The organism is Curtobacterium sp. MCLR17_039 (assembly GCF_003234745.1).
Lineage (GTDB): Bacteria > Actinomycetota > Actinomycetes > Actinomycetales > Microbacteriaceae > Curtobacterium > Curtobacterium flaccumfaciens.
The window spans coordinates 33,273-58,909 of the sequence record NZ_QKTF01000012.1 but is presented as its reverse complement, the minus strand read 5'-3'; the positions used below and the strand labels follow the sequence as shown (position 1 = coordinate 58,909).

At 70.2% G+C, this 25,637-nt stretch carries 23 protein-coding genes; 3 read left to right on the top strand and 20 right to left on the bottom strand.

Translation table 11 applies throughout. From position 1 onward, the window contains the following. Positions 1-86 precede the first annotated feature (86 nt). Positions 87-734 (bottom strand): TetR/AcrR family transcriptional regulator, encoded by a 648-nt coding sequence (locus DEJ00_RS18585; RefSeq protein WP_071248156.1) that lies wholly within the window; start codon positions 732-734, stop codon positions 87-89. Between the two features lie 138 nt (positions 735-872). Between DEJ00_RS18585 and DEJ00_RS13900 the strand changes: the two genes are divergently transcribed. Together DEJ00_RS13900 and DEJ00_RS13895 are read left to right on the top strand one after the other, a co-directional pair. Continuing rightward, positions 873-1,937 carry an App1 family protein gene (locus tag DEJ00_RS13900; protein ID WP_071248161.1) on the top strand — a complete coding sequence of 355 codons (1,065 nt, stop codon included), beginning with the start codon at positions 873-875 and terminating at the stop codon, positions 1,935-1,937. Between the two features lie 78 nt (positions 1,938-2,015). Then, a complete protein-coding gene (locus DEJ00_RS13895; RefSeq protein ID WP_258373692.1) occupies positions 2,016-3,974 on the top strand; it encodes a glycoside hydrolase family 15 protein in 1,959 nt (652 codons plus the stop codon). Between the two features lie 210 nt (positions 3,975-4,184). Here DEJ00_RS13895 and DEJ00_RS13890 read toward each other — a convergent pair whose 3' ends face one another. The 6 genes from DEJ00_RS13890 to DEJ00_RS13865 all read right to left on the bottom strand — a co-directional run bounded on the left by DEJ00_RS13890 (position 4,185) and on the right by DEJ00_RS13865 (position 10,960). Continuing rightward, complete coding sequence (locus DEJ00_RS13890; RefSeq protein WP_071245742.1) at positions 4,185-5,558, bottom strand: glucose-6-phosphate dehydrogenase; 1,374 nt, start codon at positions 5,556-5,558, stop codon at positions 4,185-4,187. 158 nt (positions 5,559-5,716) lie between these two features. Further along, on the bottom strand, positions 5,717-6,133 hold the full coding sequence (locus DEJ00_RS13885) for a cytochrome c oxidase subunit 4 (RefSeq protein ID WP_027465267.1): 417 nt from the start codon (positions 6,131-6,133) through the stop codon (positions 5,717-5,719). Positions 6,134-6,137: 4 nt separating this feature from the next. Then, entirely contained in the window at positions 6,138-7,874 is a 1,737-nt protein-coding gene (ctaD, locus tag DEJ00_RS13880; RefSeq protein WP_027465266.1) for a cytochrome c oxidase subunit I, read from the bottom strand. 11 nt (positions 7,875-7,885) lie between these two features. Next, positions 7,886-8,788 carry a cytochrome c oxidase subunit II gene (coxB, locus tag DEJ00_RS13875; RefSeq protein ID WP_027465265.1) on the bottom strand — a complete coding sequence of 301 codons (903 nt, stop codon included), beginning with the start codon at positions 8,786-8,788 and terminating at the stop codon, positions 7,886-7,888. Positions 8,789-9,081: 293 nt separating this feature from the next. Further along, entirely contained in the window at positions 9,082-9,450 is a 369-nt protein-coding gene (locus DEJ00_RS13870) for an iron-sulfur cluster assembly accessory protein (RefSeq protein ID WP_035808216.1), read from the bottom strand. 58 nt (positions 9,451-9,508) lie between these two features. After that, positions 9,509-10,960 (bottom strand): dipeptidase, encoded by a 1,452-nt coding sequence (locus DEJ00_RS13865; protein WP_111057759.1) that lies wholly within the window; start codon positions 10,958-10,960, stop codon positions 9,509-9,511. Positions 10,961-11,012: 52 nt separating this feature from the next. Between DEJ00_RS13865 and DEJ00_RS13860 the strand changes: the two genes are divergently transcribed. Further along, the gene (locus DEJ00_RS13860) at positions 11,013-11,588 is read left to right on the top strand and encodes a DUF3043 domain-containing protein (RefSeq protein ID WP_071245734.1); all 576 of its coding nucleotides are present in this window, start codon (positions 11,013-11,015) and stop codon (positions 11,586-11,588) included. Positions 11,589-11,749: 161 nt separating this feature from the next. On the opposite strand, the gene DEJ00_RS13855 is transcribed toward DEJ00_RS13860, so the two are convergent. The 13 genes from DEJ00_RS13855 to ftsZ form a co-directional block, all read right to left on the bottom strand. Then, entirely contained in the window at positions 11,750-12,826 is a 1,077-nt protein-coding gene (locus tag DEJ00_RS13855; RefSeq protein WP_111057758.1) for a quinone-dependent dihydroorotate dehydrogenase, read from the bottom strand. Further along, on the bottom strand, positions 12,823-13,323 hold the full coding sequence (gene nrdR / locus DEJ00_RS13850) for a transcriptional regulator NrdR (RefSeq protein WP_027465260.1): 501 nt from the start codon (positions 13,321-13,323) through the stop codon (positions 12,823-12,825). The genes DEJ00_RS13855 and nrdR overlap by 4 nt, the downstream gene beginning before the upstream one ends. Positions 13,324-13,336: 13 nt before the next feature. Then, positions 13,337-14,644, bottom strand: a complete 1,308-nt coding sequence (hisD, locus tag DEJ00_RS13845) for a histidinol dehydrogenase (protein WP_111057757.1) — start codon at positions 14,642-14,644, stop codon at positions 13,337-13,339. Further along, positions 14,641-15,486, bottom strand: a complete 846-nt coding sequence (locus tag DEJ00_RS13840; RefSeq protein ID WP_111057756.1) for a hypothetical protein — start codon at positions 15,484-15,486, stop codon at positions 14,641-14,643. The genes hisD and DEJ00_RS13840 overlap by 4 nt, the downstream gene beginning before the upstream one ends. Beyond that, positions 15,483-15,833: a DUF2200 domain-containing protein gene (locus DEJ00_RS13835; protein WP_111057755.1), complete on the bottom strand. Its 351-nt coding sequence runs from the start codon at positions 15,831-15,833 to the stop codon at positions 15,483-15,485. Before DEJ00_RS13835 ends, DEJ00_RS13840 begins: the two co-directional genes overlap by 4 nt. A gap of 11 nt (positions 15,834-15,844) precedes the next feature. Then, positions 15,845-19,324: a DNA polymerase III subunit alpha gene (gene dnaE, locus DEJ00_RS13830; protein WP_071245757.1), complete on the bottom strand. Its 3,480-nt coding sequence runs from the start codon at positions 19,322-19,324 to the stop codon at positions 15,845-15,847. A gap of 840 nt (positions 19,325-20,164) precedes the next feature. Continuing rightward, on the bottom strand, positions 20,165-21,094 hold the full coding sequence (locus tag DEJ00_RS13825) for an RluA family pseudouridine synthase (RefSeq protein ID WP_111057754.1): 930 nt from the start codon (positions 21,092-21,094) through the stop codon (positions 20,165-20,167). Further along, on the bottom strand, positions 21,091-21,777 hold the full coding sequence (gene lspA, locus DEJ00_RS13820) for a signal peptidase II (protein ID WP_258373691.1): 687 nt from the start codon (positions 21,775-21,777) through the stop codon (positions 21,091-21,093). Before lspA ends, DEJ00_RS13825 begins: the two co-directional genes overlap by 4 nt. A 2-nt stretch (positions 21,778-21,779) precedes the next feature. Further along, entirely contained in the window at positions 21,780-22,457 is a 678-nt protein-coding gene (locus tag DEJ00_RS13815; RefSeq protein WP_027465254.1) for a DivIVA domain-containing protein, read from the bottom strand. Between the two features lie 185 nt (positions 22,458-22,642). Then, the gene (locus DEJ00_RS13810) at positions 22,643-22,939 is read right to left on the bottom strand and encodes a YggT family protein (protein WP_017886631.1); all 297 of its coding nucleotides are present in this window, start codon (positions 22,937-22,939) and stop codon (positions 22,643-22,645) included. 68 nt (positions 22,940-23,007) lie between these two features. Next, a complete protein-coding gene (locus DEJ00_RS13805; protein WP_027465253.1) occupies positions 23,008-23,592 on the bottom strand; it encodes a cell division protein SepF in 585 nt (194 codons plus the stop codon). 41 nt (positions 23,593-23,633) lie between these two features. After that, positions 23,634-24,359, bottom strand: coding sequence for a YggS family pyridoxal phosphate-dependent enzyme (locus DEJ00_RS13800; RefSeq protein ID WP_071245726.1), 726 nt, complete (start codon positions 24,357-24,359; stop codon positions 23,634-23,636). Between the two features lie 7 nt (positions 24,360-24,366). Next, positions 24,367-25,527, bottom strand: a complete 1,161-nt coding sequence (ftsZ, locus tag DEJ00_RS13795) for a cell division protein FtsZ (RefSeq protein ID WP_027465251.1) — start codon at positions 25,525-25,527, stop codon at positions 24,367-24,369. Positions 25,528-25,637: the final 110 nt, after the last annotated feature.

The window sequence follows — 25,637 nt, the reverse complement described above, 5'->3', positions numbered from 1 at the left end:
GGGGACGACGACGCCCGCGCCTCGGTGTTCGGAGGCGCGGGCGGATCGGATCGGTCACCGGCGTGTCGCGTCGGCTGAGTGGGTGGTCAGGACGCCGCGATCACCGATTCCAGGTGCGCACGGTTCATCCGGCGGTACTCCTCGATCAGCTCCGTGTCGGGGTGTTCGCGGTCGCGGTGCGCCCGCGCCAGCACCGCGTGACCGGACTCGGCGAGGACGACCCAGGCGCGGGTGATGTGCTCGTCGTCCGGCAGGCCGAAGCGGTCGCGCATGATCTGGCCCACGGTCGCGCCGAGCGCGCCCATGCGGTCCTCGGCGTCACCGGTACCGGTGTCCGCCGGGTCGCCGAAGCGGATGGCCCGGAAGCCGGGCTCGGTGCGGTACATCTCGGCGGTCATGTCGATGAGCGCGTCGTTGGCGTCCTGCCAGGTCTCGGCGCCGCTGGCGTCGAGGGCCTCGACGAAGCGGGAGGCGAGCCGCTGGGTGCAGCGGATCGCGAGTGCCTCGACCACGGCGATGCGGTCCGGGAAGTACCGGTAGACGGTGCCGATCGACGCCCCCGCACGCTCGGCGACCATGGCGGTCGTGAGCCGTTCGAACCCGATCTCGTCGATCACCGCGGCTGCGGCGTCGAGGAGGCCGGCGAGGCGCGCCGAACTGCGGGCTTGGACCGGCTCGTTCCTGAGCAGTGATGATCCCCCCGGCAGAGCGTTCGTTACCTCGGTGACGAGCACGTGTTCTCCTCTTGCGCTCCAGCGCGGTTGGTTGGTGTGACGGGGACAACTTTCGCAGAACGCGCCTGGAACATGGCTGCGACTCACCAGTTCCGCCCAGCGCGCGGTTTCGTCAGCCGTACATGGGATGATGGCGCCATGCCCGACCCGACGTCCCACGAGCCGTCGTTGGCCGAGCCGCTCCTGCACCGCGCGGCCCGCATCGAGGACGCCGTCCAGGAGTTCCGCGAGCACCGTGCACGCCGTCGCGGACTGGTGCCGACGGTGGTCCCGTACACCGGCTACGGCGCGCCCGGTTGGGTGCGCATCCTGTGCCGTGTGCTGCTGACCCGCCGCGGTCTCGCCTCCGACGTCTCCTACGCGGGCGTCCGAGGCTGGAAGAGCTTCACGAGCGTGGCCGTCGACCACGCCGAGGTCACCGTCACCGCCGGCGGTGTCTCCCACGTCGTGAAGACCGACCGTGGCGGCGTCGTCGACACCATCGTCCCGATCGACCTCGAGCCCGGCTGGCGCACGGTGCGGCTGTCGGCAGGCGGCGGGCGCGACGTCGAGGCCGACGTGTTCGTCGTGCACCCGGACACCCGCTTCGGGCTGCTGTCCGACATCGACGACACCGTCATGGTGACCTCGCTCCCCCGCCCCATGCTCGCCGCCTGGAACTCGTTCGTGCTGACCGAGCACGCCCGCCGCCCGGTGCCGGGCATGTCCGTGCTGTACGAGCGGATCCTCGCGCAGCACCCCGGCTCCCCGACGGTCTACCTGTCGACCGGGGCGTGGAACGTCGCCCCGACGCTGCAGCGCTTCCTGTCGCGCAACATGTACCCGTCCGGCACGCTCCTGCTCACCGACTGGGGTCCCACCCACGACCGGTTCTTCCGAAGCGGCCAGCTGCACAAGCAGGAGAACCTGCGGCGGCTCGCCAAGGACTTCCCGGACATCCGCTGGCTCCTGGTCGGCGACGACGGACAGCACGACGAGAGCCTCTACGGGGACTTCTCGCGGGAACACCCGGACAACGTCGCGGGCGTCGCCATCCGGCAGCTGTCCACGAGCGAAGCGGTCCTGGCCGGTGGTCGCTCGCGGGCGCAGGAACGCTCCCGTGACTCGTCGGCGCCCTGGGTGTACGCACCGGACGGCGCCGGCCTGTGGAGCGAGCTCGCGCGGGTCGGCATCATCGAGTCCGACGCCTCCGACCCGGCCTGAGCGACCCTTCATCACGATCTCGGCCCGGAGCCCCCGTCGCCGACCGCGGCGCTCGGGCATCGGGTGTTCGATCGGTCCATGAGCACCGAGCCGGCCGCACCGCCCGAAGCCGCACCACACCCAGCCGCACCGCACGCAGCCGCGCCGCAACCAGCGCCGAACACACCGCCGAACCGGATCGAGGACCACGCCCTGATCGGCGACACCGGCACCGCTGCCCTGGTCGGCCGCGACGGGACCATCGACTGGGCGTGCCTGCCGCGCTTCGACAGCTCGTCCACCTTCGCCTCGCTGCTCGGCACCGAGGACCACGGGCACTGGACACTCCGACCCGTCGACGACGACGCCACCGCCGAGTGGCGGTACCACGGCGACACCCTGGTGCTCTCGACCGTGTGGACCACCCGTGACGGCGTGGTCGAGGTCACCGAGTTCATGCCCGTCGGCGCGCACCGCCCCTCGATCGTCCGCCGGGTACGCGGGCTCCGCGGCACCGTCGAGCTCCGGCAGACGCTCCGGATCCGCTTCGACTACTCGCGCGCCCTGCCCTGGATCCGGCAGATCGGGGACGACGACGAACCCGCCTTGCTCGCGACGGCGGGCCCCGGCTCGGTGATCGTCCGGGGACCCCGGTTCCGCGCCGACGACCACCGGCACACCGCCGTCACGACGATCCACGACGGCGACGTGCTCGACACGGTGCTCACCTGGTACCCGTCGCACCGCGAGCCGCCGGAGCCGCTCGACGTCGACGCGGCCCTCGCCCACACCGTCTCGTGGTGGACGGCGTGGACCGCCCCCGCGCAGACCACCGGTCGGTACGCCCACGCCGCACGACGGTCGCTGGTGTTCCTCCGCGCGATGACCCACGGCGAGACCGGTGGCGTCGTCGCCGCCGCGACCACGGGCCTGCCGGAGGACCCCGGCGGCGAACGCAACTGGGACTACCGCTACGTGTGGCTCCGCGACGCCTCCCTCGCGCTCGCGTCGCTCATCGCCCACGGCTACCGCGACGAGGCCACGCACTGGCGCGGCTGGCTGCTGCGCGCGATCGCAGGCGACCCCGCCGACGTGCAGATCATGTACGGCATCGCCGGCGAACGCGAGCTGCCCGAACGGGAGCTGCCCGAACTGCCGGGGTACCTCGGGTCGACGCCCGTGCGCGTCGGCAACGGCGCCTCGACGCAGTACCAGGGCGACGTCTTCGGCGAGGTGCTCGCGGCACTGCACGACGCGCGCGAGCTCGGGGTCGAGGAGAACGCCGACTCCTGGGCGCTGCAACGGGCGCTACTCGGCTACGTCGAGGAGCACTGGCAGGAGCCGGACAACGGCATCTGGGAGATGCGCGGCCCGCGGCGCAGCTTCACCCACTCGCGGGTGATGATCTGGGCTGCGTTCGACCGCGGGGTCGCCGCGGTCGAGGAGTTCGGCCTCGAGGGCCCCGTCGACCGCTGGCGCACCCTGCGCGACACCGTCCGCGCCGAGATCGAGGAGCACGGCTGGAACGCCGAGCGCGGTTCGTTCCGCCAGCACTACGACACCGACGAGGTCGACGCGAGCCTGCTCGTCCTGCCGCAGGTCGGGTTCTGCCGCGCCGACGACCCCCGGATGACGGGCACCGTCCACGCCATCGAGGAGGACCTGCGCGTCGGGGACGAGGGCCTCGTGCTCCGCTACCGCACGACGGCCGGCTTCGACGGGCTGTCCGGTGCCGAGCACCCGTTCCTGGCGTGCTCGTTCTGGCTGGTGGAGCAGTACGCCGCCTCGGGACGGGTCGAGGACGCCGAGCATCTGATGGACGTGCTCGTCGGGTACGCCAACGACGTCGGCATGCTCTCCGAGGAGATCGACGTCGCCACCGGGCACCACATCGGCAACACCCCGCAGGTGCTGTCGCACCTGACGCTCGTGTCGGCAGCGGACGCCATCGAGCGCGCACGTGGCGCGACCGTCGGGCACCGCACGCGGTTGCCCGTCCACGACGGCGGCACGCGGTCGTGGACCGGCGAGGGTGAGCGCGCCGGCTCCCCCGCCTGACGTCCGGCTCAGCCCCCCGGGAGACGCCGTGTCTTCGCGCGACACCTCGAAGCCGCCGAGACGCCGCAGGATCCGGCGGCGTCTCGAAGACACGACGGCGTCTTGCGGTGCCCTGATGGTGACCCCACGACGGACGGGAGGCCCGGTGCCAGCTGGCACCGGGCCTCCCGTCCGTCAGGGCGTCCGTTCAGGACGTCGGCAGCGTGTCCGTCAGGACGACGACTCCCAGTCCGCCGGGCCGCGCGAACCGGCGCGGTACTCCTCGAGCGGGACCTCGTCGGCCTTCCAGGCGGCGACGACCGGCTCCACGATCTCCCAGCAGCGCTCGGCCACGTCACCGCGGATGGAGAGCAGCGGGTCGTCGTGGAAGATGCCGTTCAGGACCTCGCCGTACGGGGTGAGCTCGCCGTCGCTGAACGACGACGACAGGGTGACCTGTCCCATCTCGAACGGGTTGCCACCGCCGTTGGCCGACACCGACAGCTCGATCTCGTCCGGGTTCAGGACGATGCGCAGCGTGTCGGTCTTCGGGCGACCGCTCAGACCGGAGGGCAGACGCGTGACCGGCTTGAAGGTGATCAGCACCTCCTTGCGGCTGGCGCCGAGGGCCTTGCCGGAGCGCAGCGTGAAGGGGACACCTGCCCAGCGGGCGGTGTCGACCTCGACCGAGATCTCGGCGAGGGTCTCCGTCTGGCGCGACGGGTCGACGCCGTCCTCTTCCTGGTACGACGGCAGTTCCTTGCCGTCGATGGTGCCGGCGGTGTAGACCGCGCGGCGCGAGGCGATCTTCGCGTCGTCGCCCTTGAGGCGGGTGGAGCGCAGGACCCGGGCGAGCGACGAGCGGAACTCGACCGCGTCGATCGCGGCCGGGGCGTCCATCGTGACCAGGCCGAGGATCTGCAGCAGGTGCGACTGGATCATGTCGACCATCGCACCGGCCTCGTCGTAGTACTGGGCGCGGTTCTCGAGACCGAGGGTCTCGTCGTAGAAGATGTCGACCTTCTCGATGTTCTCGGCGTTCCAGATGGGCTCGAACAGGCGGTTCGCGAAGCGCAGACCGATGATGTTCAGCACCGTGGTGCGGCCGAGGAAGTGGTCGGTGCGGTGCACGCGGTCCTCGGGGACGAGCTTGAGCACCGTCTCGTTGAGGGCCTGGGCGCTGGCGACGTCGGTGCCGAAGGGCTTCTCGAAGGCCAGGGTCGTGCCCTCGGGGAGCTCGACGTGCTCGAGCGCCTCGCAGATGTCGGAGGCGATCTGCGGAGGGAGGGCGAAGTACAGGATCGGCTCGGAGTCGGCCGCGGCCAGGAGCGCCTCGAGGTGCTTCGGGTCGGTGGGGTCGCCCTGGATGAACTGCGTCGACTCGATGGTCGCGTCGACCTCCGGCCCCTTGACGTCCTGCGACGCGAAGGACTGCGTGACGATGTCCTTCCACTTCTCGGGGCTGCGCTCGCTGCGGCCCGTGCCGATCAGCTGCACGGGGACGGCACGGCCGCTCTGCAGGAACGTGCCGAGGCCCGGCAGGAGCAGGCGGGAGGCGAGGTCGCCCGTTGCGCCGAAGATGATGAGGGTGCGCTTGTCGGTCACCTGAGGTGACTCCTTTCGCTGTGGTGGGAGGTCCGCTCCAGTCAAGTCGCGGGCGGGCCCGTTTGTTCCGGATCGGGACCGGAGTTCGTCTCCTGGACGCACTTCGGGCGGCACCGTTCTGGTGCCGCCCGAAGTGTCAGGTGCGCTGCAGCGCCGGGTCAGTGCCCGAAGTTGCCGCGGTAGTACTCGTAGACCCAGCCGACCAGGGTGATCGCCACGAGGACGAGCCCGATCGGGACGATCCACAGGCCGGCGGCCACGCCGAGGAAGCACACGGCGACCGCGGCGGCCAGCAGGATGGGCCACCACGACCACGGGCTGAAGTGCCCGAGCTCGGCGTCGCCGTCCTCGATGTTGGCGTCGGGACGGTCCTCGGGCAGGACCCCGCCCTGGGACGACATCACCTTGCCCAGGTAGAAGGCGATGAACGCCGACATCAGGCCGGTCAGGCCGATCGCCACGGTGCCCACCCACTCGGGCTCGCCGTAGTAGATCATCGCCCACGTGGTGTAGGCGGCGTCCGCCAGGATGAAGAACCCGAAGAGGATCCAGAACAGGTTGGTGTTCGCGCGCATGGCGTTACTTCACCTCGCCCTTCGCGGCGTCGTAGGTCGGGGCATCGGGGGCGTCCTTCGCGGGACCCACACCGATCGGCACACCGGCCTCGGGGTGGTTCAGGTCGAAGGCCGGGGACTCCGAACGGATGCGCGGGATCGACGTGAAGTTGTGGCGCGGCGGCGGGCAGGAGGTCGCCCACTCGAGCGAGCGGCCGTAGCCCCACGGGTCGTTCACGGCGACCTTCGGTGCGTTCCGGGCGGTCACGTAGACGTTGAAGATGAACGGCAGGAACGAGATCGCGAGGATCATCGAGCCGATCGTCGACAGCTGGTTCATCCAGGTGAAGCCGTCGTTCGGCAGGTACGTCGCGTACCGACGCGGCATGCCGATGACGCCCAGCCAGTGCTGGATGAGGAACGTCGTGTGGAACCCGATGAACAGGAGCCAGAAGTGGATCTTGCCGAGACGCTCGTTGAGCATCTTGCCGGTCCACTTCGGCCACCAGAAGTAGAAGCCGGAGAACATCGCGAAGACGACGGTGCCGAAGACCACGTAGTGGAAGTGCGCCACGACGAAGTACGAGTCGGACACGTGGAAGTCGAGCGGCGGCGACGCCAGGATCACACCGGTGAGACCACCGAAGGTGAACGTGATGAGGAAGCCGAGGGCCCAGAGGAGCGGGGTCTCGAACGTGACCGAACCGCGCCACATGGTGCCGACCCAGTTGAAGATCTTCACGCCGGTCGGGACCGCGATGAGCATCGTCATGAGCGAGAACCACGGGAGCAGGACGCCACCGGTGACGTACATGTGGTGCGCCCACACCGTGACCGAGAGTGCCGCGATGGAGATCGTCGCGTAGACCAGGGTCTTGTACCCGAAGATCGGCTTGCGGCTGAACACCGGGAAGACCTCGGAGACGATGCCGAAGAACGGCAGCGCGATGATGTAGACCTCGGGGTGCCCGAAGAACCAGAACAGGTGCTGCCAGAGCAGGGCCCCGCCGTTGGCCGGGTTGAAGATCTGTGCGTCGAACACTCGGTCGAGCCCGAGGCCGAAGAGCGCCGTCGCGAGGACCGGGAAGGCCATCAGGACGAGGAGCGCCGTCACGAGGGTGTTCCACGTGAAGATCGACATACGGAACATGGTCAGACCCGGGGCACGCATCGTGATGATCGTGGTGATGAAGTTCACCGCGCCGAGGATCGTCGAGAAGCCGGTCATGCCGAGCCCGAAGACCCAGAGTGTCCCGCCGAGCCCTGGTGTGAACGTCGTGTCACTCAGTGGCGCGTAGGCGAACCACCCGAACGAGGCAGCGCCCTGCGGGGTGAGGAAGCCGCCGACCGCGATGAGCGAGCCGAACAGGTAGAGCCAGAAGGCGAAGCCGTTGAGTCGCGGGAAGGCGACGTCCGGCGCGCCGATCTGGAGCGGCATGATCGCGTTCGCGAAGCCCGAGAACAGCGGCGTCGCGAACATCAGCAGCATGATCGTGCCGTGCATCGTGAACAGCTGGTTGTACTGCTCCTTCGTCGCGACCACGTGCAGGCCGGGTTCGAAGAGCTGGGCACGGATCACGAGGGCCATCACACCTGCGAGCAGGAAGAAGATGAACGACGCGATCAGGTACATGTACCCGATGGTCTTGTGGTCGGTGGAGGTGATCCACCGAACGACGATGTTGCCCTTCCGACCCACCTTCGACGCCTGGAAGTCCGGCGACGAGGTCTGGGTCGGTTGGCCGACGAGTGACGTTGTCATCTGACGAGCCCCTACTTGTTCTCGCTGGACGCCTCGACCGGCGCCTTGTTGTTCGGTTCGTTGGTGTTGGTGTTGTACTCGTCACCGAGCAGACCGACCTTGCCCTGGTCCTTCAGGGTGTCGAGGTAGTCCTGGTACTGCGCCGGCGTGACGACCTTCACCTGGAAGAGCATCAGCGAGTGGTACTCACCGCAGAGCTCCGCGCACTTGCCCTGGTACGTGCCGAGCTTCTCCGGGATGAAGTACTCCCAGTTGGTCTTGCCCGGGAGCATGTCCTTCTTGTAGAGGAAGTCGATGACCCAGAAGGAGTGGTCGACGTCGCGCGAGGAGAGCTCGATCGCGACCTTCTTGCCCTTCGGCAGGTAGAGGGTCGGCAGCTGCGACTCGTCGATCGCCCCGTTGGCGTTCTCTTCTTCCTGGGCCTGGATGCCCTGGTAGTAGACGCTCTCTTCGGGGTTGTCCTTGTTGATGTAGTTGAAGTCCCACGCCCAGCGCTTGCCGTACACGTGCACGGTGGCGTCGGGGTCGGCGAAGGGCTTCTCGATCGCGGCCTGGTCCTTCGCGGTGAAGGCGAAGAAGCCCAGCACCAGGATCAGCGGCACGATCGTGTAGAAGATCTCGAGCGGCATGTTGTACCGCATCTGCACGGGCAGGCCGGTCTGCCCCTTCCGGCGGCGGTAGACGATCGCTGCCCAGATGATCAGGCCCCACACGATGAGACCGACGGCGAGGAGAACGACCCAGCTGGTGGTCCACAGGCCGACGATGCGGCTCGTGTGGTTGGTGACGTTCTTCGTCTCCTCCGTGCCGGGGAGCCATCCGTTCATCTGCTGCTGCGTGCAGCCAGCCAGTGCGATGACCAGACCGACGGCCACCGGGACGGCCGCCCAACGTATACGGCGATTCGAACGCACTGTTACCTCTCGCAAAAGACGTGAGCTTCAGGAGGTCAGCCCGTCGAGTCCGACGGCGAGCCGCACGAAGGCGGCGCATGGCTGGCTCCCAGCTTGATTGGAACACTCCTAGCTTACTCGCAGCTCGGTACCGCTCGCGCACACACGACACGGTTCTGGCCTCGATCCGCACGTCGGCGGGCACCATTTCGCCCGGTCACGCCGCGCCCCGGCGCGCCACGTCCGGCCACACGAACGCGAGCGGGGAGCGACCGTTCCGGTCGCTCCCCGCTCGCGTGTCGGATCGCTGGTGATCAGTGGAAGCTGTCACCACAGGCGCAGCTGCCCTGCGCGTTCGGGTTGTCGATCGTGAAGCCCTGCTTCTGGATCGTGTCCTCGAAGTCGATCGTCGCGCCGTCGAGGTACGGGACGCTCATCTTGTCGACGACGACCTCGACCCCGTCGAACTCGGCGGTGACGTCACCGTCGAGCAGACGCTCGTCGAAGTACAGCTGGTAGATCAGGCCCGAGCAGCCACCGGGCTGGACGGCGAGGCGCAGGCGCAGGTCGTCGCGGCCCTCCTGCTCGAGCAGGCTCGCCACCTTGCCGGCAGCGGCGTCGCTCAGGAGGACGCCGTGCGACTGCGTTTCGGTCGCCGGTGCTTCGGTGATGGTGTCGCTCATCGCGCGTCTCCCTCCGGGCGGTGCTGGTCACCGCGCCTGGCGTCGATTGTAAGCACCCTCAGCTGCGCGTCGCGAGCCTGGCGAGCAGGATCGTCTCCGACACGATGGCACGGTGCAGGACACCGAGGTGCTGCGACTCGTTCGGGCTGTGCGCGCGGGTGTCCTGGTCCTCGACGCCGGTGACCAGGATCTGCGCGTCCGGGAACTCCGCGGCGAGGTCGGACACGAACGGGATCGACCCGCCGATGCCCTGCTCGACCGCCTCGGCGCCCCACCCCTCGCGCATCGCCGTGCGGGCCTCCTGGACGGCCCAGCCAGCGGTGTCGACGAGGAACCCGTCGCCGCTGTCCGGCTCGGTGATCTCCATCCGTGCACCGAACGGGACGTGCTCGCGCAGGTGGCGCTCGACGGCCGCGGACGCCTGCCGGGCGTCCTGGCCGGGGGCGACGCGGACCGAGACCCGTGCCGAGACCGTGGGCAGCAGGGTGTTCGAGGCGTTCGCGACGCTCGGCACGTCCATGCCGGTCACCGTGATCGACGGCTGGAACCACATGCGGGACAACACGGCGCCTGTGCCGATCGGGCGCACACCGGGCACGAGCGCGGCGTCGACGGCGAGTTCGTCCTCGGTGCGCTCCGGCACGTCGGCCTCGTACGAGCTCAGCCCGTCGACGGCGACCGAGCCGTCGGCGTCGTGCAGCGAGGCGAGCAGCCGCACCATGGGGATCATCGCGTCCGGGGCCGCTCCCCCGAACATGCCGCTGTGGCTGGCGTGCTCGAGCGTGGTCAGGGTGAGCTTGAAGGTGACGTTGCCGCGCAGGGAGACCGTGATCGACGGCACCTCGGTCGACCAGTTGTCGCTGTCCGCCACGACGATGACGTCGGCGGCGAGGTGCTCCTTCTGCTCGCGCAGGAACGTGCGGAACGAGCGGGAGCCGAACTCCTCCTCGCCCTCGACGAACAGCACGATCCCGAGGTCGAGGTCGTCACCGAACTGGGCGTGCACCGCGCGGAGCGACGCGATGTGCGTCATCACACCGGCCTTGTCGTCCGAGGCGCCGCGGCCGTACAGGCGGTCACCGCGCAGGGTCGGCTCGAACGGCGGCGTCTCCCACAGGGCCTCGTCGCCCTGCGGCTGCACGTCGTGGTGGGCGTAGAGCATCACCGTCGGCTTGCCGTTCCGCGCCGGGCGCACCGCGAGCACCGCGGGCTGGCCGAGCTCGGTCTCGGCGTCGGCCTCGGCGACGTCTGCCGTCGAGCCGGACACCGCCGACCGCACGATCCGGACGTCGTCCGCGCCGAACACCCCGGTGGACCGTGCGATGTCCGCGACGGCCTCGGCACTCGCGCGCACGTTCGCCGGGTCGAAGGCCGACCAGGACACCGACGGCAGGCGCACCAGCGCGGACAGGTCGGCGATCGTCGTGGGCAGTGCCCCCTGCACGTGTTCGCGCAGGGCGTCGAGGAGCGCGGGGTCGGTCGCGGGGCTGTGCTGTTCGCTGTCGGTCATGCCCGGTAATCTAGAGGAGATCCCGCACGCACACCGCCGTTAGGAACGCACCGTGGCGAAGGCAGCCCCCAAGACCAACACGACCGTCAACCCGACCGAGGCCGAGCTCCTCGAGCAGGGCAAGGGCCGCCCCACGCCGTCCCGCCGCGAGCGAGAGGCAGCGAACCGCCGCCCCCTCGTCGGCAACACGCCGGTCGACAAGAAGGCCGCCCGCGCTCGTCTCAACTCGGAACGCGAGCGTGCCCGGGTCGGCATGGCGAACGGCGAGGAGCGCTACCTGCCGGCGAAGGATCGCGGTGAGCAGCGACGCTTCGTCCGCGACTGGATCGACGCCCGCTGGAACGTCGGCGAGGTCATGATGCCCGTGCTCGTGCTGTTCCTGATCGTCGGGTTCGCGGCCGCGCAGACCGTGATCGCGTCCTACTCGCTCCTGCTGGTGTGGGCGTTCGTGGCGCTGTTCATCATCGACTGCGTGGTGCTGTGGCTGTCGCTCCGCCGCAAGCTCACCACCAAGTTCGGCGAGCTCCAGCGCGGCACGTTCCTCTACATCCTCACGCGGGCGTGGCAGCTGCGCTTCCTGCGGCTGCCGAAGCCCCAGGTCCGGCGTGGGCAGTACCCCACGCTCTAGCCACACGCACACGACGAAGCGCCGCCCGGCCTGCCGGGCGGCGCTTCGTCGTTCCCGCTCCCCCATTCCTGCTCACGAAGCGGCCGTGGGCGCACCCACACGACGGACTGGAGGCCCGTGGCGGTGTCGCCACGGGCCTCCAGTCCGTCAGGTGGTCGCGCCTACCGCGCGGCGCGACGCAGCCGCCGTCGGCGCAGCCGGTTGATGCGCGCGGCCCAGGTCGGTCCCTCGTAGAGGAACGCCGTGTAGCCCTGCACGAGCGTGGCCCCGGCGTCGATGCGGTCCTGCACGTCCTGCTCGGTGGTCACACCACCGACGGCGATGACGCAGAAGTCGGCGGGCACCGCGGCGCGGACGCGACGCAGGACCTCGAGCGAGCGGGCGGCGACCGGCGCACCGGAGAGGCCCCCGGCACCCATCGCCTCGACGTCGGACGGATCGGCCGTCAGGCCCTCACGGGAGATCGTCGTGTTGTTGGCGATCACCCCGGACAGTCCGAGCTCGACCGCGAGGCCCGCGATCGCGTCGATCTGCTCGTCGGTCAGGTCCGGTGCGATCTTGACGAGCACCGGCGTCCGGCCGGCGGCGTCACGCACCGCGGACAGCAGCGGTCGGAGCTGGTCGAGTTCCTGCAGTCCGCGCAGGCCGGGCGTGTTCGGCGAGCTGACGTTGACCGCCAGGTAGTCCGCGAACGTCGCGAGCCGACGGGTGGACTCGAGGTAGTCGTCGATGGCGTCCTCGACGGAGACGACCCGGCTCTTGCCGATGTTCACGCCGATGACCGGTCGGCCGGGGTTGCGGCGGGCGCGCTCGAGGCGTCGGGCGGCCGCAGCGGCGCCGTGGTTGTTGAAGCCCATGCGGTTGATCAGGGCGCGGTCGCCGATCAGCCGGAACAGGCGCGGGCGCTCGTTGCCGGGCTGCGGCTTGGCGGTGATGGTGCCGACCTCGACGTGGCCGAAGCCGAGCAGGCCGAGACCGGCGATGCCGCGGGCGTCCTTGTCGAACCCGGCGGCCAGGCCGAAGCGCGACGGGAAGTGGATGCCCATCGTGGTGACGCCGTCGGCCGCCGCGGGACGGCAGTACCGCTCGACGACGCCGCTCAGGAACGGCACGCGGGGCAGCCCCGCGATGACGGCGAACGCCAGGTGGTGGGCGCGCTCCGGGTCCATGTTCGCGAACACGGAACGGAACACGACGCGGTAGCCACCGCGCACGATCCGTTCGGCGATGCCGCTCACGCGCGCGTGCCGGACGGTGCGGACGACCCGGCGGCCGTGTCGGATGCCCCGTGGTGGTCGCGGCGGAGCTGGCCGATGGCGTCCTCGAAGTCCTCGAGCGAGTCGAACGCCTGGTAGACGCTCGCGAACCGCAGGTAGGCGACCTCGTCGAGCTCCCGCAGGGGCGCGAGGATCGCGAGGCCGATGTCGTTCGCGTCGATCTGGCTGGATCCGGAGGACCGGACCGTCTCCTCGACGCGCTGAGCGAGCACGGCCAGGTCACCGTCGGTGACCGGGCGCCCCTGGCACGCCTTGCGCACGCCGGAGACGATCTTGTCGCGGCTGAACGGCTCGGTGACACCGTTGCGCTTCACGACGTTGAGCGATGCGGTCTCGGTGGTCGAGAACCGTCGACCGCAGTTGGGGCACTGACGACGGCGGCGGATGGAGGTTCCGTCGTCGCTCGTCCGTGAGTCGACGACGCGGGAGTCCGGGTGGCGGCAGAAGGGGCAGAACATGTCGTTCCCCAGGCTATCGGTTCGTGCGCTCCGTCACGGCGGCCCCGTGCGCGGGGAGCTGCTCCTCGGTGGACAGCGCGACGATGTGCGGCGCGACCTCGGCCAGGGCCTCGGGCGTGTACCGCACGATCTGCTGGGGCCGCAGGAACGTCGACGCCGACAGCCCGGACCCGAACCGGGCCTGGCCGCCGGTCGGCAGCACGTGGTTCGACCCCGCCAGGTAGTCCCCCAGGCTCACCGGCGTGCTCGGTCCGACGAACACCGCACCGGCGGCGTCGATGTCGGCCAGCACCGCGTCGTCGTCGACCGTCTGGATCTCCAGGTGCTCCGGCCCGTACGCGTTGCTCACGGTCGCGGCGTCGGTCAGGGAGTCCACCAGGACGATCGCGGACTGCGGTCCGTCCAGGGCGGCCTGGAGGCGCGCAGCCGTCCCGAGCACCGCCGTGCGTTCCGGGATGGCCGCCTCGACCGCGTCGGCGAACGCCGCGGACGTCGTCACCAGCACGCTGCCGGCCTGCTCGTCGTGCTCGGCCTGGCTGATGAGGTCGGCGGCCACGAACCCGGCGTCGGCGGTGTCGTCCGCGATCACGAGGATCTCGGTCGCTCCGGCCTCGGAGTCGATGCCCACCACCCCGCGCACCAGGCGCTTGGCCGCGGCGACGTAGTTGTTGCCCGGACCGGTGACCAGGTCGACCGGCTCGAGGTCGATCTCGGCGACGCCGTACGCCAGTGCGCCGACGGCTCCCGCGCCGCCCATGGCGTAGACCTCGTCGATGCCGAGCAGCCCCGCCGCCGCGAGGATCGTCGGGTGCACCGCGCCGCCGTGGTCGCGCTGCGGCGGCGACACGAGGGCGATCGAGGGCACGCCCGCGACCTGGGCCGCGACGACGTTCATCACGACGCTGGACGGGTAGACGGCCTTGCCACCGGGCACGTAGAGCCCCACGCGGCGCATCGGCTGCCAGCGCTGGTGGACCTCGGCGCCGTCGGCCAGGGTCGTCACGGACGGGGCGGGGATCTGCGCGGCACTCGCGGCCCGGACGCGGCGGATGGCCTCGTCGAGGGCGGCTCGGACCTCAGGGGTGAGCCCCGCCACGGCGGCGGTGATCTCGGCAGCGGGCACCCGGACGTCCGCGGGTGCCCCGCCGTCGAAGCGCTCGGCCTGGTCGTGCAGGGCCGCGGCACCACGGTGCCGGACGTCCTCGATCAACTCGCGCGCGGCGTCGACCGCGTGCGACACGTCACCCGCGGCGCGGGGCATGAGTCGGAGGAGTTCGGCACGGGCGGGGAGGCCGCCGCGGAGGTCGATTCGCTGCATCATGAGGCCTCCAGCGTACCGGCGGCGTGCTGCACGACGGCGTCGACCACCGGCCGGTGGCGGACCGTCTGCTCGGCGTCCCACGCGTCGAGCAGGTGCAGCGTGGCGATCCGGAACGCCAGGGCACGGACGAGCAGCTGCGGCCACTCGGGGACGCCGGTGCCGAGCACGCCGAGCCGACCGACGGCGACCCCGTGCCAGCACACGGCGTCGACCGCGGCGATCGCGGCGCCGAGGCCCGCCGGGCGCCAGTACACTGCCCAGTCGAACACCGTGGGCGGCTCCCCCGGCGTGAAGAGCACGTTGCCGAGCAGGTCGCCGTGGACGAGCTGCGACGGGGACGTCACCGGCCGGAACGTCGCGGCCAGGCGGTCCAGCGTCGGGTCGTCGGGAAGGGCGGCTCCGCCCCAGGCCGCGCGGTCCGCCTGGCTCCAGGGCTCGTCGCGGTCGTCGAGGAAGTCCGGGCGTGGCAGATGGGCGATCGCCCGGTGGAACGCTGCGCCCGCGGCGATCACGTCGTCCACGCGAGTCGGGTCGGTCCGACCGTCGACCCACCGCCAGGCCTCCCAACCGTCGTCGTCGGCGTCGCCGGCAGCGGCGCGGGCGTCCACGACCCAGTCCCCGGGCGTGGCGGCGACCGGGCGCGGGGTCCGGAACCCGGCCGTGTGGTCGAGCCGCGCCAGCGTGGCGGACCGCCACCGGGCCTCCAGGCGGTCACCGGACGGGCGGAGGACGACGTCCCCGGCGCGCCACGTGAGTCCACGCCCGCCGCCGAGGCGCTCGAGCGCCCGGTCGTGCACGCCGAACGCCCGGAGGACGTGCGGTGCCGGCTGCCCGTCGGTCACGCGGTCCGCAGGATCTTCACCATCGGCCGGCCCTTGGCGATCTCGTCGACGAGCTTGTCGAGGTACCGGATCTGCCGCATGAGCGGGTCGTCGAGCTCCTCGATCCGCACCCCGCAGATCACCCCGGTGATGAGCGGGGCGTTCGGGTTGAGGTGCGCGCCGGCGAAGAAGTCCTCGAACGTGGTCCGGTCGGCCAGGTGCTGCGCGAGCGCCAGGTCGTCGAAGCCGGTCAACCACTCGATGACGGTGTCGAGCTCCGCCTTCGTGTGGCCCTTCCGCTCCACCTTCGCCAGGTAGTGCCCGTAGACGTCCGCGACGGGCGTCCCGAAGATCCGGTGACCGGCCATGGTCGACGCTCCTACACCAGGCAGCGGGGTCCGAGCAGGCTCTTCAGCTCGCCGAACAGGTCGGGGGTCAGGTTCACCGGGAACGGCAGCTCGAAGGTGCGCGCGACGTCGTCCTTGAGCAGCTTCAGCCGGACCTCGGTGTCACCCTGGTGGCGACCGAGCACGGCGGCGAGTTCCGTCACCGTTGTCGTCGTGGCCTGGCGTTCCGGCAGGGACAGGGTGAGCGGGCCGGAGCCCATCGCGTCGCCGACGTTCGGCTGGAACATGCTCACCGCGTGCAGGGCCTTGCCGTCGTCGCGGACGTTGACGCGGCCGCGCAGGACGACGATCGAGTCGGGCACCAGGGACGGGCCGAACTCCTGGTACGTCTTGCCCAGGAACATCACGCCGATCTGGCCGCCGAAGTCCTCGATGTCGACGATGCCGTACGGGTTGCCGCTCGTCTTCGCCACCCGGTGCTGCACGCTCGTCAGCAGGCCGGCGACGGTGACCGTCTCGCCCTCGATCGAGTCGTCGGCCGTCAGCAGGTCGGCGATGGTGATCGACTGGTGCTTCGCGAGCTCGATCTCGAGCCCGGCGAGCGGGTGGTCGGACACGTAGAGCCCGAGCATGTCCCGCTCGAACGCGAGCTTGTCGCGCTTGGACCACTCCGGACGGTCCGGCACCTGCGACACCGCGGCGCTCGGGGCGTCCTCGGCTGCCTCGGCGAAGAGCGAGTCGAAGTCGAACCCGACGTTGCCGTGGGCCTCGTCGCGCTTGACCTTGACCGCGCCCTCGACCGCGCCCTCGTGGATCTCCACCAGGGCACGTCGGGTGTCGCCGAACTCGTCGAAGGCACCGGCCTTGATGAGCGACTCGACCGTGCGCTTGTTCGCCGACGAGATCGGGATCTTGCGCAGGAAGTCGTGGAACGACTCGAAGGCGCCCTTCTCGGTCCGGGCCTTGACGATGTCGTCGACGACGTTGAACCCGACGTTGCGGATGGCACCCATGCCGAACCGGATGTCGTCGCCGACGGCGGCGAAGAAGCCGATCGACTCGTTGACGTCCGGCGGCATCACCTTGATGCCCATCCGGCGGCACTCGTTGAGGTACAGGGCGAGCTTGTCGCGGGCGTCGCCGACGCTCGTCAGCAGCGCCGCCATGTACTCGGCCGGGTAGTGCGCCTTGAGGTAGGCGGTCCAGAAGGACACCACACCGTAGGCCGCCGAGTGCGCCTTGTTGAACGCGTAGTCGGAGAAGGGCAGCAGGATGTCCCACAGCGTCTTGATCGCCGCGTCGGAGTACCCGTTGTCCTTCATGCCCTGCTGGAAGCCCGCGTACTGCTTGTCGAGCTCGGACTTCTTCTTCTTGCCCATCGCGCGGCGGAGGATGTCCGCCTGGCCGAGGGAGAACCCCGCGACCTTCTGCGCGATGGCCATGACCTGCTCCTGGTAGATGATCAGGCCGTAGGTCGTGCCGATGATGTCCTTGAGGGGCTCTTCGAGCTCCGGGTGGATCGGCGTGATCGGCTGCTCGCCGTTCTTGCGGAGCGCGTAGTTCGTGTGCGAGTTCGCACCCATGGGCCCCGGGCGGTACAGGGCGATGAGCGCGGAGATGTCCTCGAAGTTGTCGGGCTTCATCAGCCGCAGCAGGCCACGCATCGGCCCGCCGTCGAGCTGGAACACGCCGAGGGTGTCGCCGCGCTGCAGGAGTGCGTACGCCTCGGGGTCTTCGAGACCCATGTTCTCGAGGTCGAGCTCGGTCCCGCGGTTCGTCTTGATGTTGTCGAGGGCGTCACTGATGATCGTGAGGTTGCGGAGCCCCAGGAAGTCCATCTTGATCAGGCCGAGCGACTCCGCTGCCGGGTAGTCGAACTGCGTGACGATCTGGCCGTCCTGCTCCCGCTTCATGATCGGGATGATGTCGATCAGCGGGTCGCTCGACATGATGACGCCGGCCGCGTGCACGCCCCACTGGCGCTTCAGCCCCTCGAGCCCGAGAGCGGTGTCGAAGACGGTCTTCGCCTCGGGGTCGGTCTCGACCACGGTGCGGACGTCGACGGCTTCCTTGTAGCGCGGGTGGTCCTTGTCGAAGATCCCGGTGAGCGGGATGTCCTTGCCCATCACGGGCGGCGGCATCGCCTTCGTGAGCTTCTCGCCCATGCCGAACGGGAACCCGAGGACGCGCGAGGAGTCCTTGAGCGCCTGCTTCGCCTTGATCGTGCCGTACGTGACGATCTGCGCGACGCGCTCCGACCCGTACTTCTCGGTGACGTACTTGATCGCCTCACCGCGGCGCCGGTCGTCGAAGTCGACGTCGAAGTCGGGCATCGAGACGCGGTCCGGGTTGAGGAACCGCTCGAAGATCAGGCCGTGCCGGATGGGGTCGAGGTCGGTGATGCGCATCGCGTACGCGACCATCGAGCCAGCACCGGAGCCACGCCCCGGACCGACGCGGATGCCGTTGTTCTTGGACCAGTTGATGAAGTCCGCGACCACCAGGAAGTAGCCGGGGAAGCCCATCTGGTTGATGATGCCGACCTCGTAGTCGGCGCGGTCCTGGACCTCTTTCGAGATGCCGTCCGGGTACCGGTAGTCCAGCCCCTTCGCGACCTCTTTCTCGAACCAGGAGTGCTCGGTCTCGCCCTCGGGCACCGGGAACTTCGGCATGTAGTTGGCCGAGGTGTCGAACTCGACGTTGCAGCGTTCCGCGATGAGCAGCGTGTTGTCGCAGGCCTCGAGGTTGTCGCGGAAGACGTGCCGCATCTGCGCCGGGGTCTTCAGGTAGAACTCGTCGGCGTCGAACTTGAAGCGGTTCGGGTCGTTCAGGGTCGAGCCGGACTGCACGCAGAGCAGTGCCGCGTGCGACTTGGCGTCGTGGGCGTGCGTGTAGTGCAGGTCGTTCGTGCCGACCAGCGGGATGTCGAGGTCCTTCGCCAGGCGGATCAGGTCGCTCATGATCCGGCGTTCGATCTCGAGGCCGTGGTCCATGACCTCGGCGAAGTAGTTCTCCTTGCCGAAGATGTCGCGGTAGTCGGCGGCCGCCTGCACTGCTTCGTCGTACTGGCCGAGACGCAGGCGCGTCTGGATCTCCCCCGAGGGGCAGCCCGTGGTGGCGATGATGCCCTCGTGGTACTCCTGCAGGAGTTCGATGTCCATGCGGGGCTTGAAGTAGTAGCCCTCGAGCGACGCCTTGGACGACAGCCGGAACAGGTTGTGCATGCCCGTCGTGTTCTCGGCGAACATCGTCATGTGCGTGTACGAACCGGCGCCGGACACGTCGTCGCCACCACCGTCACCCCAGCGCACACGGGTCTTGTCCGAGCGGTGCGTGCGCGGCGTGATGTACGCCTCGGTCCCGATGATCGGTTTGACGCCACCGGCCTTGGCGGCCTTCCAGAACTCGAAGGCGCCGAACATGTTGCCGTGGTCGGTCACCGCCACGGCGGGCATCCCCTGCGCGGCGGTCTCCGCCACGAGGTCGGAGAGCCTGGCGGCACCGTCGAGCATCGAGTACTCGCTGTGCACGTGCAGGTGGACGAAGGAGTCGGAATCCGACACGGAACCTCCGGTTCGTACGGTGTGCTGCGGGGTGGGAACAGCCTAACCGCGGCCGCCCACATTCCCGCGCGCGTCGGGGCGGTCTGGAGGCGCGTGGCGGGGCCGCACTGCGCCCCCAGGCCGGCAGCGGGTCGCGACACGCGCGGGGCGCGCCGCCGAGCGGCCGGGACACGCCGCACGCGCGCCGCGGCGGGTGCGGAAAGCGTCGCCTGGCGGCCTCCCAACCGACCGTTCGTGACCCCTCAGCGAGAGAGGCCAGGCGCGTCGGGCGCGTCGGCCTGGAGGCGCGGGGCGGGGCCGAACCGCGCCCCCAGGCCGGCAGCTGGCCGCGACACGCGCGGGGCGCGGCGCCCAGCGGTCAGGAAACGCCGCGCGCGGGCCGCCGCGGGTACAGAACCCGTCGCCTGGCCGCCTCCCAGCCGACAGTTCGTGACCCTTCGGCGCAAACGGCGGGGCGCGTCGGCCTGGAGGCACGTGGCGACCCCGCACCGTGCCTCCAGGCCGGCAGCGGGACGCGACACGCGCGGGGTGCGCCGCCCAGCGGTCAGGACACGCCGCCCGCGAGCCGGCGCGGGTGCGGAACCCGTCGCCTGGCGGCGCCGCAGCCGACAGTTCCTGACCCCTCGGCGCGAGAGGCCGGGCGCGCCGGCCTCGGGTCGGGACACGCGCGGGGCGCGCCGCCGAGCGGGCGCGACACACCGCACGCGGGCCGCGGCAGGTACGGAACCCGTCGCCCGTCGGCGCCCCAGCCGACGGTTCGTGACCACTCGGCGCAGACGGCCGGGCGCGTCAGAGCGACGCGCTCCGGATCTGCTCCAGCGCGGCCTGCAGGTCGTCCGGGTACTGCGCTTCGAACGACACCCACTCGCCCGTGCGGGGGTGGTCGAAGCCCAGCCGGACGGCGTCGAGCCACTGGCGCGTGAGCCCGAGCTCGGCCGCCAGCACCGGGTCGGCGCCGTACATCGTGTCCCCGACGAGCGGGTGGCGTATCGCCGCCATGTGCACCCGGATCTGGTGGGTGCGCCCGGTCTCCAGGTGCACCTCGAGCAGGGTGGCGGCGCGGAAGGCCTCGAGCGTCTCGTAGTGGGTGACGCTCGGCTTGCCCTCGGACGTGACCGCGAACTTCCAGTCACTCGACGGGTGCCGGCCGATCGGAGCATCGATCGTGCCCGACGTGGGGTCGGGGTGGCCCTGCGCGAGCGCGTGGTAGACCTTCTCGACCGTGCGCTCCTTGAACGCCCGCTTGAGGTGCGTGTACGCCAGCTCGGTCTTCGCGACCACCATCAGGCCCGAGGTCCCGACGTCGAGGCGGTGCACGATCCCGGCACGTTCGGCGGCACCGGACGTCGCGATCGTGAAGCCGGCGGCGGCGAGGCCTCCGGGCACGGTCGGCCCGTCCCACCCCGGCGAGGGGTGCGCAGCGACGCCGACGGGCTTGTCCACGACGACGATGTCCTCGTCGTCGTGCACGATCGTCATGCCCGGCACGGCCGCCGGAACGATGCGCGGCGGCTCCTTCGGGGTCCACTCGACCTCGAGCCAGGAGTCCGCATGGAGCCGGTCCGACTTGTCGACGGGCACCCCGTCGACGCGGACGCCCCCGGCGGCGACGACGTCGGCCGCGAACGACCGGCTGAAGCCGAGGAGCTTCGCGATGGCGGCGTCGACGCGCTCACCGGCGAGCCCGTCGGGCACGGGAAGAGATCGCGATTCGCTCACGTGGCGTCGTGGCCCAGCGTGTCGCGACGGTCGCGGCCCTCCGGCCTGGAGGCGCGGGTCGGCTCGTCGAGCGCCGCATCAGCCGACGAGAACGCGGCCCCACCGTCGAGCGGCTGAGCCGCGTCGACCGGCTGCGACGCGTCGAGCTGCGCCTGGCGCTTGGCCGAGAGCGTGCGGGTACCGTCGAGGTTCACCCCGAGGATCACCAGCAGCACGAAGACCACCATGCTGATGCAGATGAAGGAGTCGGCGACGTTGTAGATCGCCGGCATCATCCACGGCGTCGAGATGAAGTCGACGACGTGGCCCCGACCGAAGCCGGGCTCACGGAAGAGCCGGTCGAGCAGGTTGCCCAGCGCGCCGCCGAGCAGCATGCCGAGCACGATGGCCCACCACATCGACCGGATGCGACGCGAGTACACGATGATCGCGACGACGACCGCGGCCGAGATGACCGAGAACACCCAGGTCATGTTCACCGCGAACGAGAACGCGGCCCCCGGGTTCCGGACGTACAGGAACTGCAACGCCCCGCCGAGGACCGGGACGGGGGTGCCGTACGGCAGGTTCGCGACGACCAGCGTCTTGGCGACCTGGTCGAACGCCACCACCACGACAGCGGCGAAGGCCAGTGCCGCGATTGCGCGGACACTGACCTTCGCTCGTGATGCTGGTCGCGACAACGTCAGTTGCCGAAGCCCTGCGCCGAAGCCGGCGCCGGGGTGAGACCGGACTGCTCGCCCGAGTCGAGCTCGGAGAGCTGCCCCTGGATGTAGCTCTTGAGCTGCGCACGGTAGTCACGCTCGAAGGTCCGGAGCTCGTCGATCTTGCCCTCGAGCTGGCGCTGCTCCTGCTCGAGCACCGCAACACGCTGACGGTTCGTGTTCTCGGTGTCGGCGATGATCTGGCGCTGCTTCGCCTCGGCCTCGGAGACCAGGCGAGCGGCCTGGGCCGTGCCCTCGGCGATGAGCGCGTCGCGCTTCTCGATGCCCTCGCGGACGTGCTCCTCGTGGAGACGACGCGCCAGGGTCAGGAGGTTCGTGGTGCCCTCGGTGTCCTCGTCGGCGGGGACCGTGGTGGTCGGTGCCGCCGCGGCGACCGGAGCGGGCTCCGGTGCTGCCTCGACCGGGGCCGGGGTGGGCTCCGGCTCGGCTGCGGGAGCGGGCTGCTCGGCCTGCGCCGACTGCGGGGCCGATTCGGCCGCCTGCAGGCGCTGGCGGAGCTCGTCGTTCTCCGCGGTCAGGCGACGGAGCTCGACCACGACCTCGTCGAGGAAGTCGTCGACCTCGTCCTGGTCGTAGCCCTCGCGGAACTTCGTCGGCTGGAACCGCTTGTTGACTACGTCTTCCGGCGTCAAAGCCATTGCCGTCACCTCAATAGAACTGCTGAACGTGTGGAACCGCGTGCGGTGCGACCGAATGTACCAGTCGTACCGTGCGGTGCGGATGCGCCACCGGAGCGGGCATCGATCCCGACCACCGTACACCGACGATGGGGAGGAACCGTGCCGCGCGCCTGGCGTGGCGCGTGTCGCGGACGGGAGTCCGCTCAGATACCGCGTGCCAGGGCGGCGACCACGAACCGGGCGATGATGACGACGAGCATCACGATCGTCCAGCCGAAGTCGAGCGCCACCGGCCCCAGGCGGAGCGGCGGGAGGACCCGTCGCACCGCTCGGATGGGCGGATCCGTGATCGTGTAGACGAACTCGGACACCACGAGCATGCCCCCGCGCGGACGCCAGGAACGGTTGAAGCTCTGCACGAGGTCGAGCGCGAAACGCCCCCACATCACGAAGAAGTACAGGAGCAACGCGAGGGAGATGATCCCTAGGATCACGGACACGATGGGGCTCGCTCGTCTCGGGCGAGCGTCGTCAGACGACGCTCAGGGGCGGGTGTGCCGGGTACGGCTCAGGACTGGGCGAAGAAGTTCGCCTCGATGTCGGACTCTACCTCAGCGGGCTCACCGCTCACTGCGACGTGTGCCGGCGACAGGAGGAAGACCTTGTTCGTGACGCGCTCGATCTTGCCGAAAAGACCGAGCGACAGCCCGGAGGCGAAGTCGATCATGCGTCGGGCGTCACCCTCGGTCATCTGCGAGAGGTTGATGATGACGGGGATGCCGTCGCGGAAGCTCTCGGCGATGGACTGGGCGTCCTTGTACTCGCGCGGGTGGACGGTGAGGATCTCGTTCATTTCCTGGACCGGGGTCGCCTTCTGTGCGGTCGTGTGCGAGCGGCGGAGCGGAGTGACCTGGGCGCCGCGCTGGTGGGTGTGCGTCTTGGTGGGAGCCGGGACGGCTGCGGGAGCGGCCGCGGGGGCTGCTGCCGCCGCGGGGGTCTCCTGCGGCTCGGCGGGCGCCGGAGCAGCCGCTGCGGCCTGGCGGGCAGGGGCTGCCTGCTGGCGCGCGGGCTCGGCCTGCTGCTCGTCCTCGTAGTCGAGTTCCTCATCGGCGAGGCCGAGGTAGACCATCGTCTTCTTCAGCGGGTTGGCCATGGTTCCTCCGGGGTTCGTGCTCGTGGTGCCCTGCAACGAGGCTAGGGTGCGGGCGGCCGGTTTCCCGTGATTGCGGTGCCGATCCGCAGGTGTGTCGCGCCCTCGAGGATCGCCTCGGCGTAGTCCCCGCTCATGCCGGCCGAGATGTCGGTCGCAGCAGGCTCGAGCGCCACGACCCGTTCGGAGATCGAGCGGAGTCGGGCGAAGGCGGCTCGGGGCTCCTCGTCCAGTGGCGCGACCGCCATGACACCCCGCAGTCGGATCGTCCCGGTGTCCAGCACGCGCGACACCATGGCCTCGACGTCGTCCGGCTGCACCCCGCCACGGCCGGGGTCGTCGGTGAGGTTCACCTGCACGAACCCGTCGATGACCCGGGGTTCTGGCTCGGCCTCGGTCGGGGCGAACGCGTCGACGACGGACCCACGGTCGAGCGACTGCACCACGTGGGCGTACCGCCGGGCCTGCCGGGCCTTCTTCGACTGCAGCTGCCCGACGAAGTGCCAGGTCAGGCCGAGGTCCGCCAGCTCGGCGGCCTTCGCCTGCGCCTCCTGGTGGCGGTTCTCCCCCACGTCCGTCACGCCGAGCGCGGCGAGCTCGCGGACGAGCGACGCCGGGTGGTACTTCGTGACGACGACGAGCGTCAGCTCGTCGGGCGAGCGCCCTGCGGCGCGCGCCGCGTCGGCGATGCCGCTCCTGACGGACGCGAGACGCGCCTCCGGTCCGTCGTCGGGTGACGAGGCGGACGGGAGGCGCGTGTCGGCTACCAAGGGTGGGTTACTTCAGGAAGTCGGGGACGTCGAGCTCGTCGTCGTCGTCGAACGCCGGGTCGGCGGCGCGCTGCACCGGCGGCTGGTGCTCCTGCGAGGCCCAGGACGGGCTCGACGTGGTCGAGTCCTCGATCGCGCCGGTCGAGGCGGCGACGGGCGCCGCGGCACTCGACTCCGGGTCGACGTAGCTCGAGCGGCGTTCCTTCTGCTGCTGCGCCGGCTCGCCGCCGTCGAAGCCCGCGGCGATGACGGTCACGCGGACCTCGTCACCCAGGGTGTCGTCGATGACCGCACCGAAGATGATGTTCGCCTCGGGGTGCACGGCTTCCTGCACCAGACGCGCGGCGTCGTTGATCTCGAAGATGCCGAGGTTCGAGCCACCCTGGATCGACAGCAGCACGCCGTGCGCACCGTCGATCGAGGCCTCGAGCAGCGGCGACGCGACGGCGAGCTCGGCCGCCTTGATCGCACGGTCGGCACCGCGGGACGAGCCGATGCCCATGAGTGCGGAACCCGCACCCTGCATGACGCTCTTGACGTCGGCGAAGTCGAGGTTGATCAGACCCGGGGTGGTGATGAGGTCGGTGATGCCCTGCACACCGGCGAGGAGCACCTGGTCGGCCGTGGCGAAGGCCTCGACCATGGAGATGCCACGGTCGCTGATCTCGAGCAGGCGGTCGTTCGGGACGACGATGAGCGTGTCGACCTCGTCCTTGAGGCCCGCGACGCCGTTCTCGGCCTGCGACTGGCGACGCTTGCCCTCGAAGCTGAAGGGCTTCGTCACGACACCGATGGTCAGTGCACCGATGGACTTCGCGATGCGTGCGACGACCGGTGCGCCACCGGTGCCGGTGCCGCCGCCCTCGCCCGCGGTGACGAACACCATGTCGGCGCCGGCCAGGGCCTCTTCGATCTCCTCGGCGTGGTCCTCGGCGGCACGACGGCCGACCTCGGGGTCCGCGCCGGCACCGAGGCCGCGGGTGATCTCGCGGCCGACGTCGAGCTTGACGTCGGCGTCGCTGAGCAGCAGGGCCTGGGCGTCGGTGTTGATCGCGATGAACTCGACGCCACGGAGACCGAGCTCGATCATGCGGTTGACGGCGTTGACGCCGCCGCCGCCGACACCGACGACCTTGATGACGGCGAGGTAGTTGTGGTTCGTGGTCACGTCAGTCAGGCCTCCGGTCGAACCCTCAACCTCTACTTGAAGTTCAGGGGCAATGCTGGTAGATGTGGTGCTGTCTTCGACGCTACGGGTGCGTTCGGCGCACTGTCGCC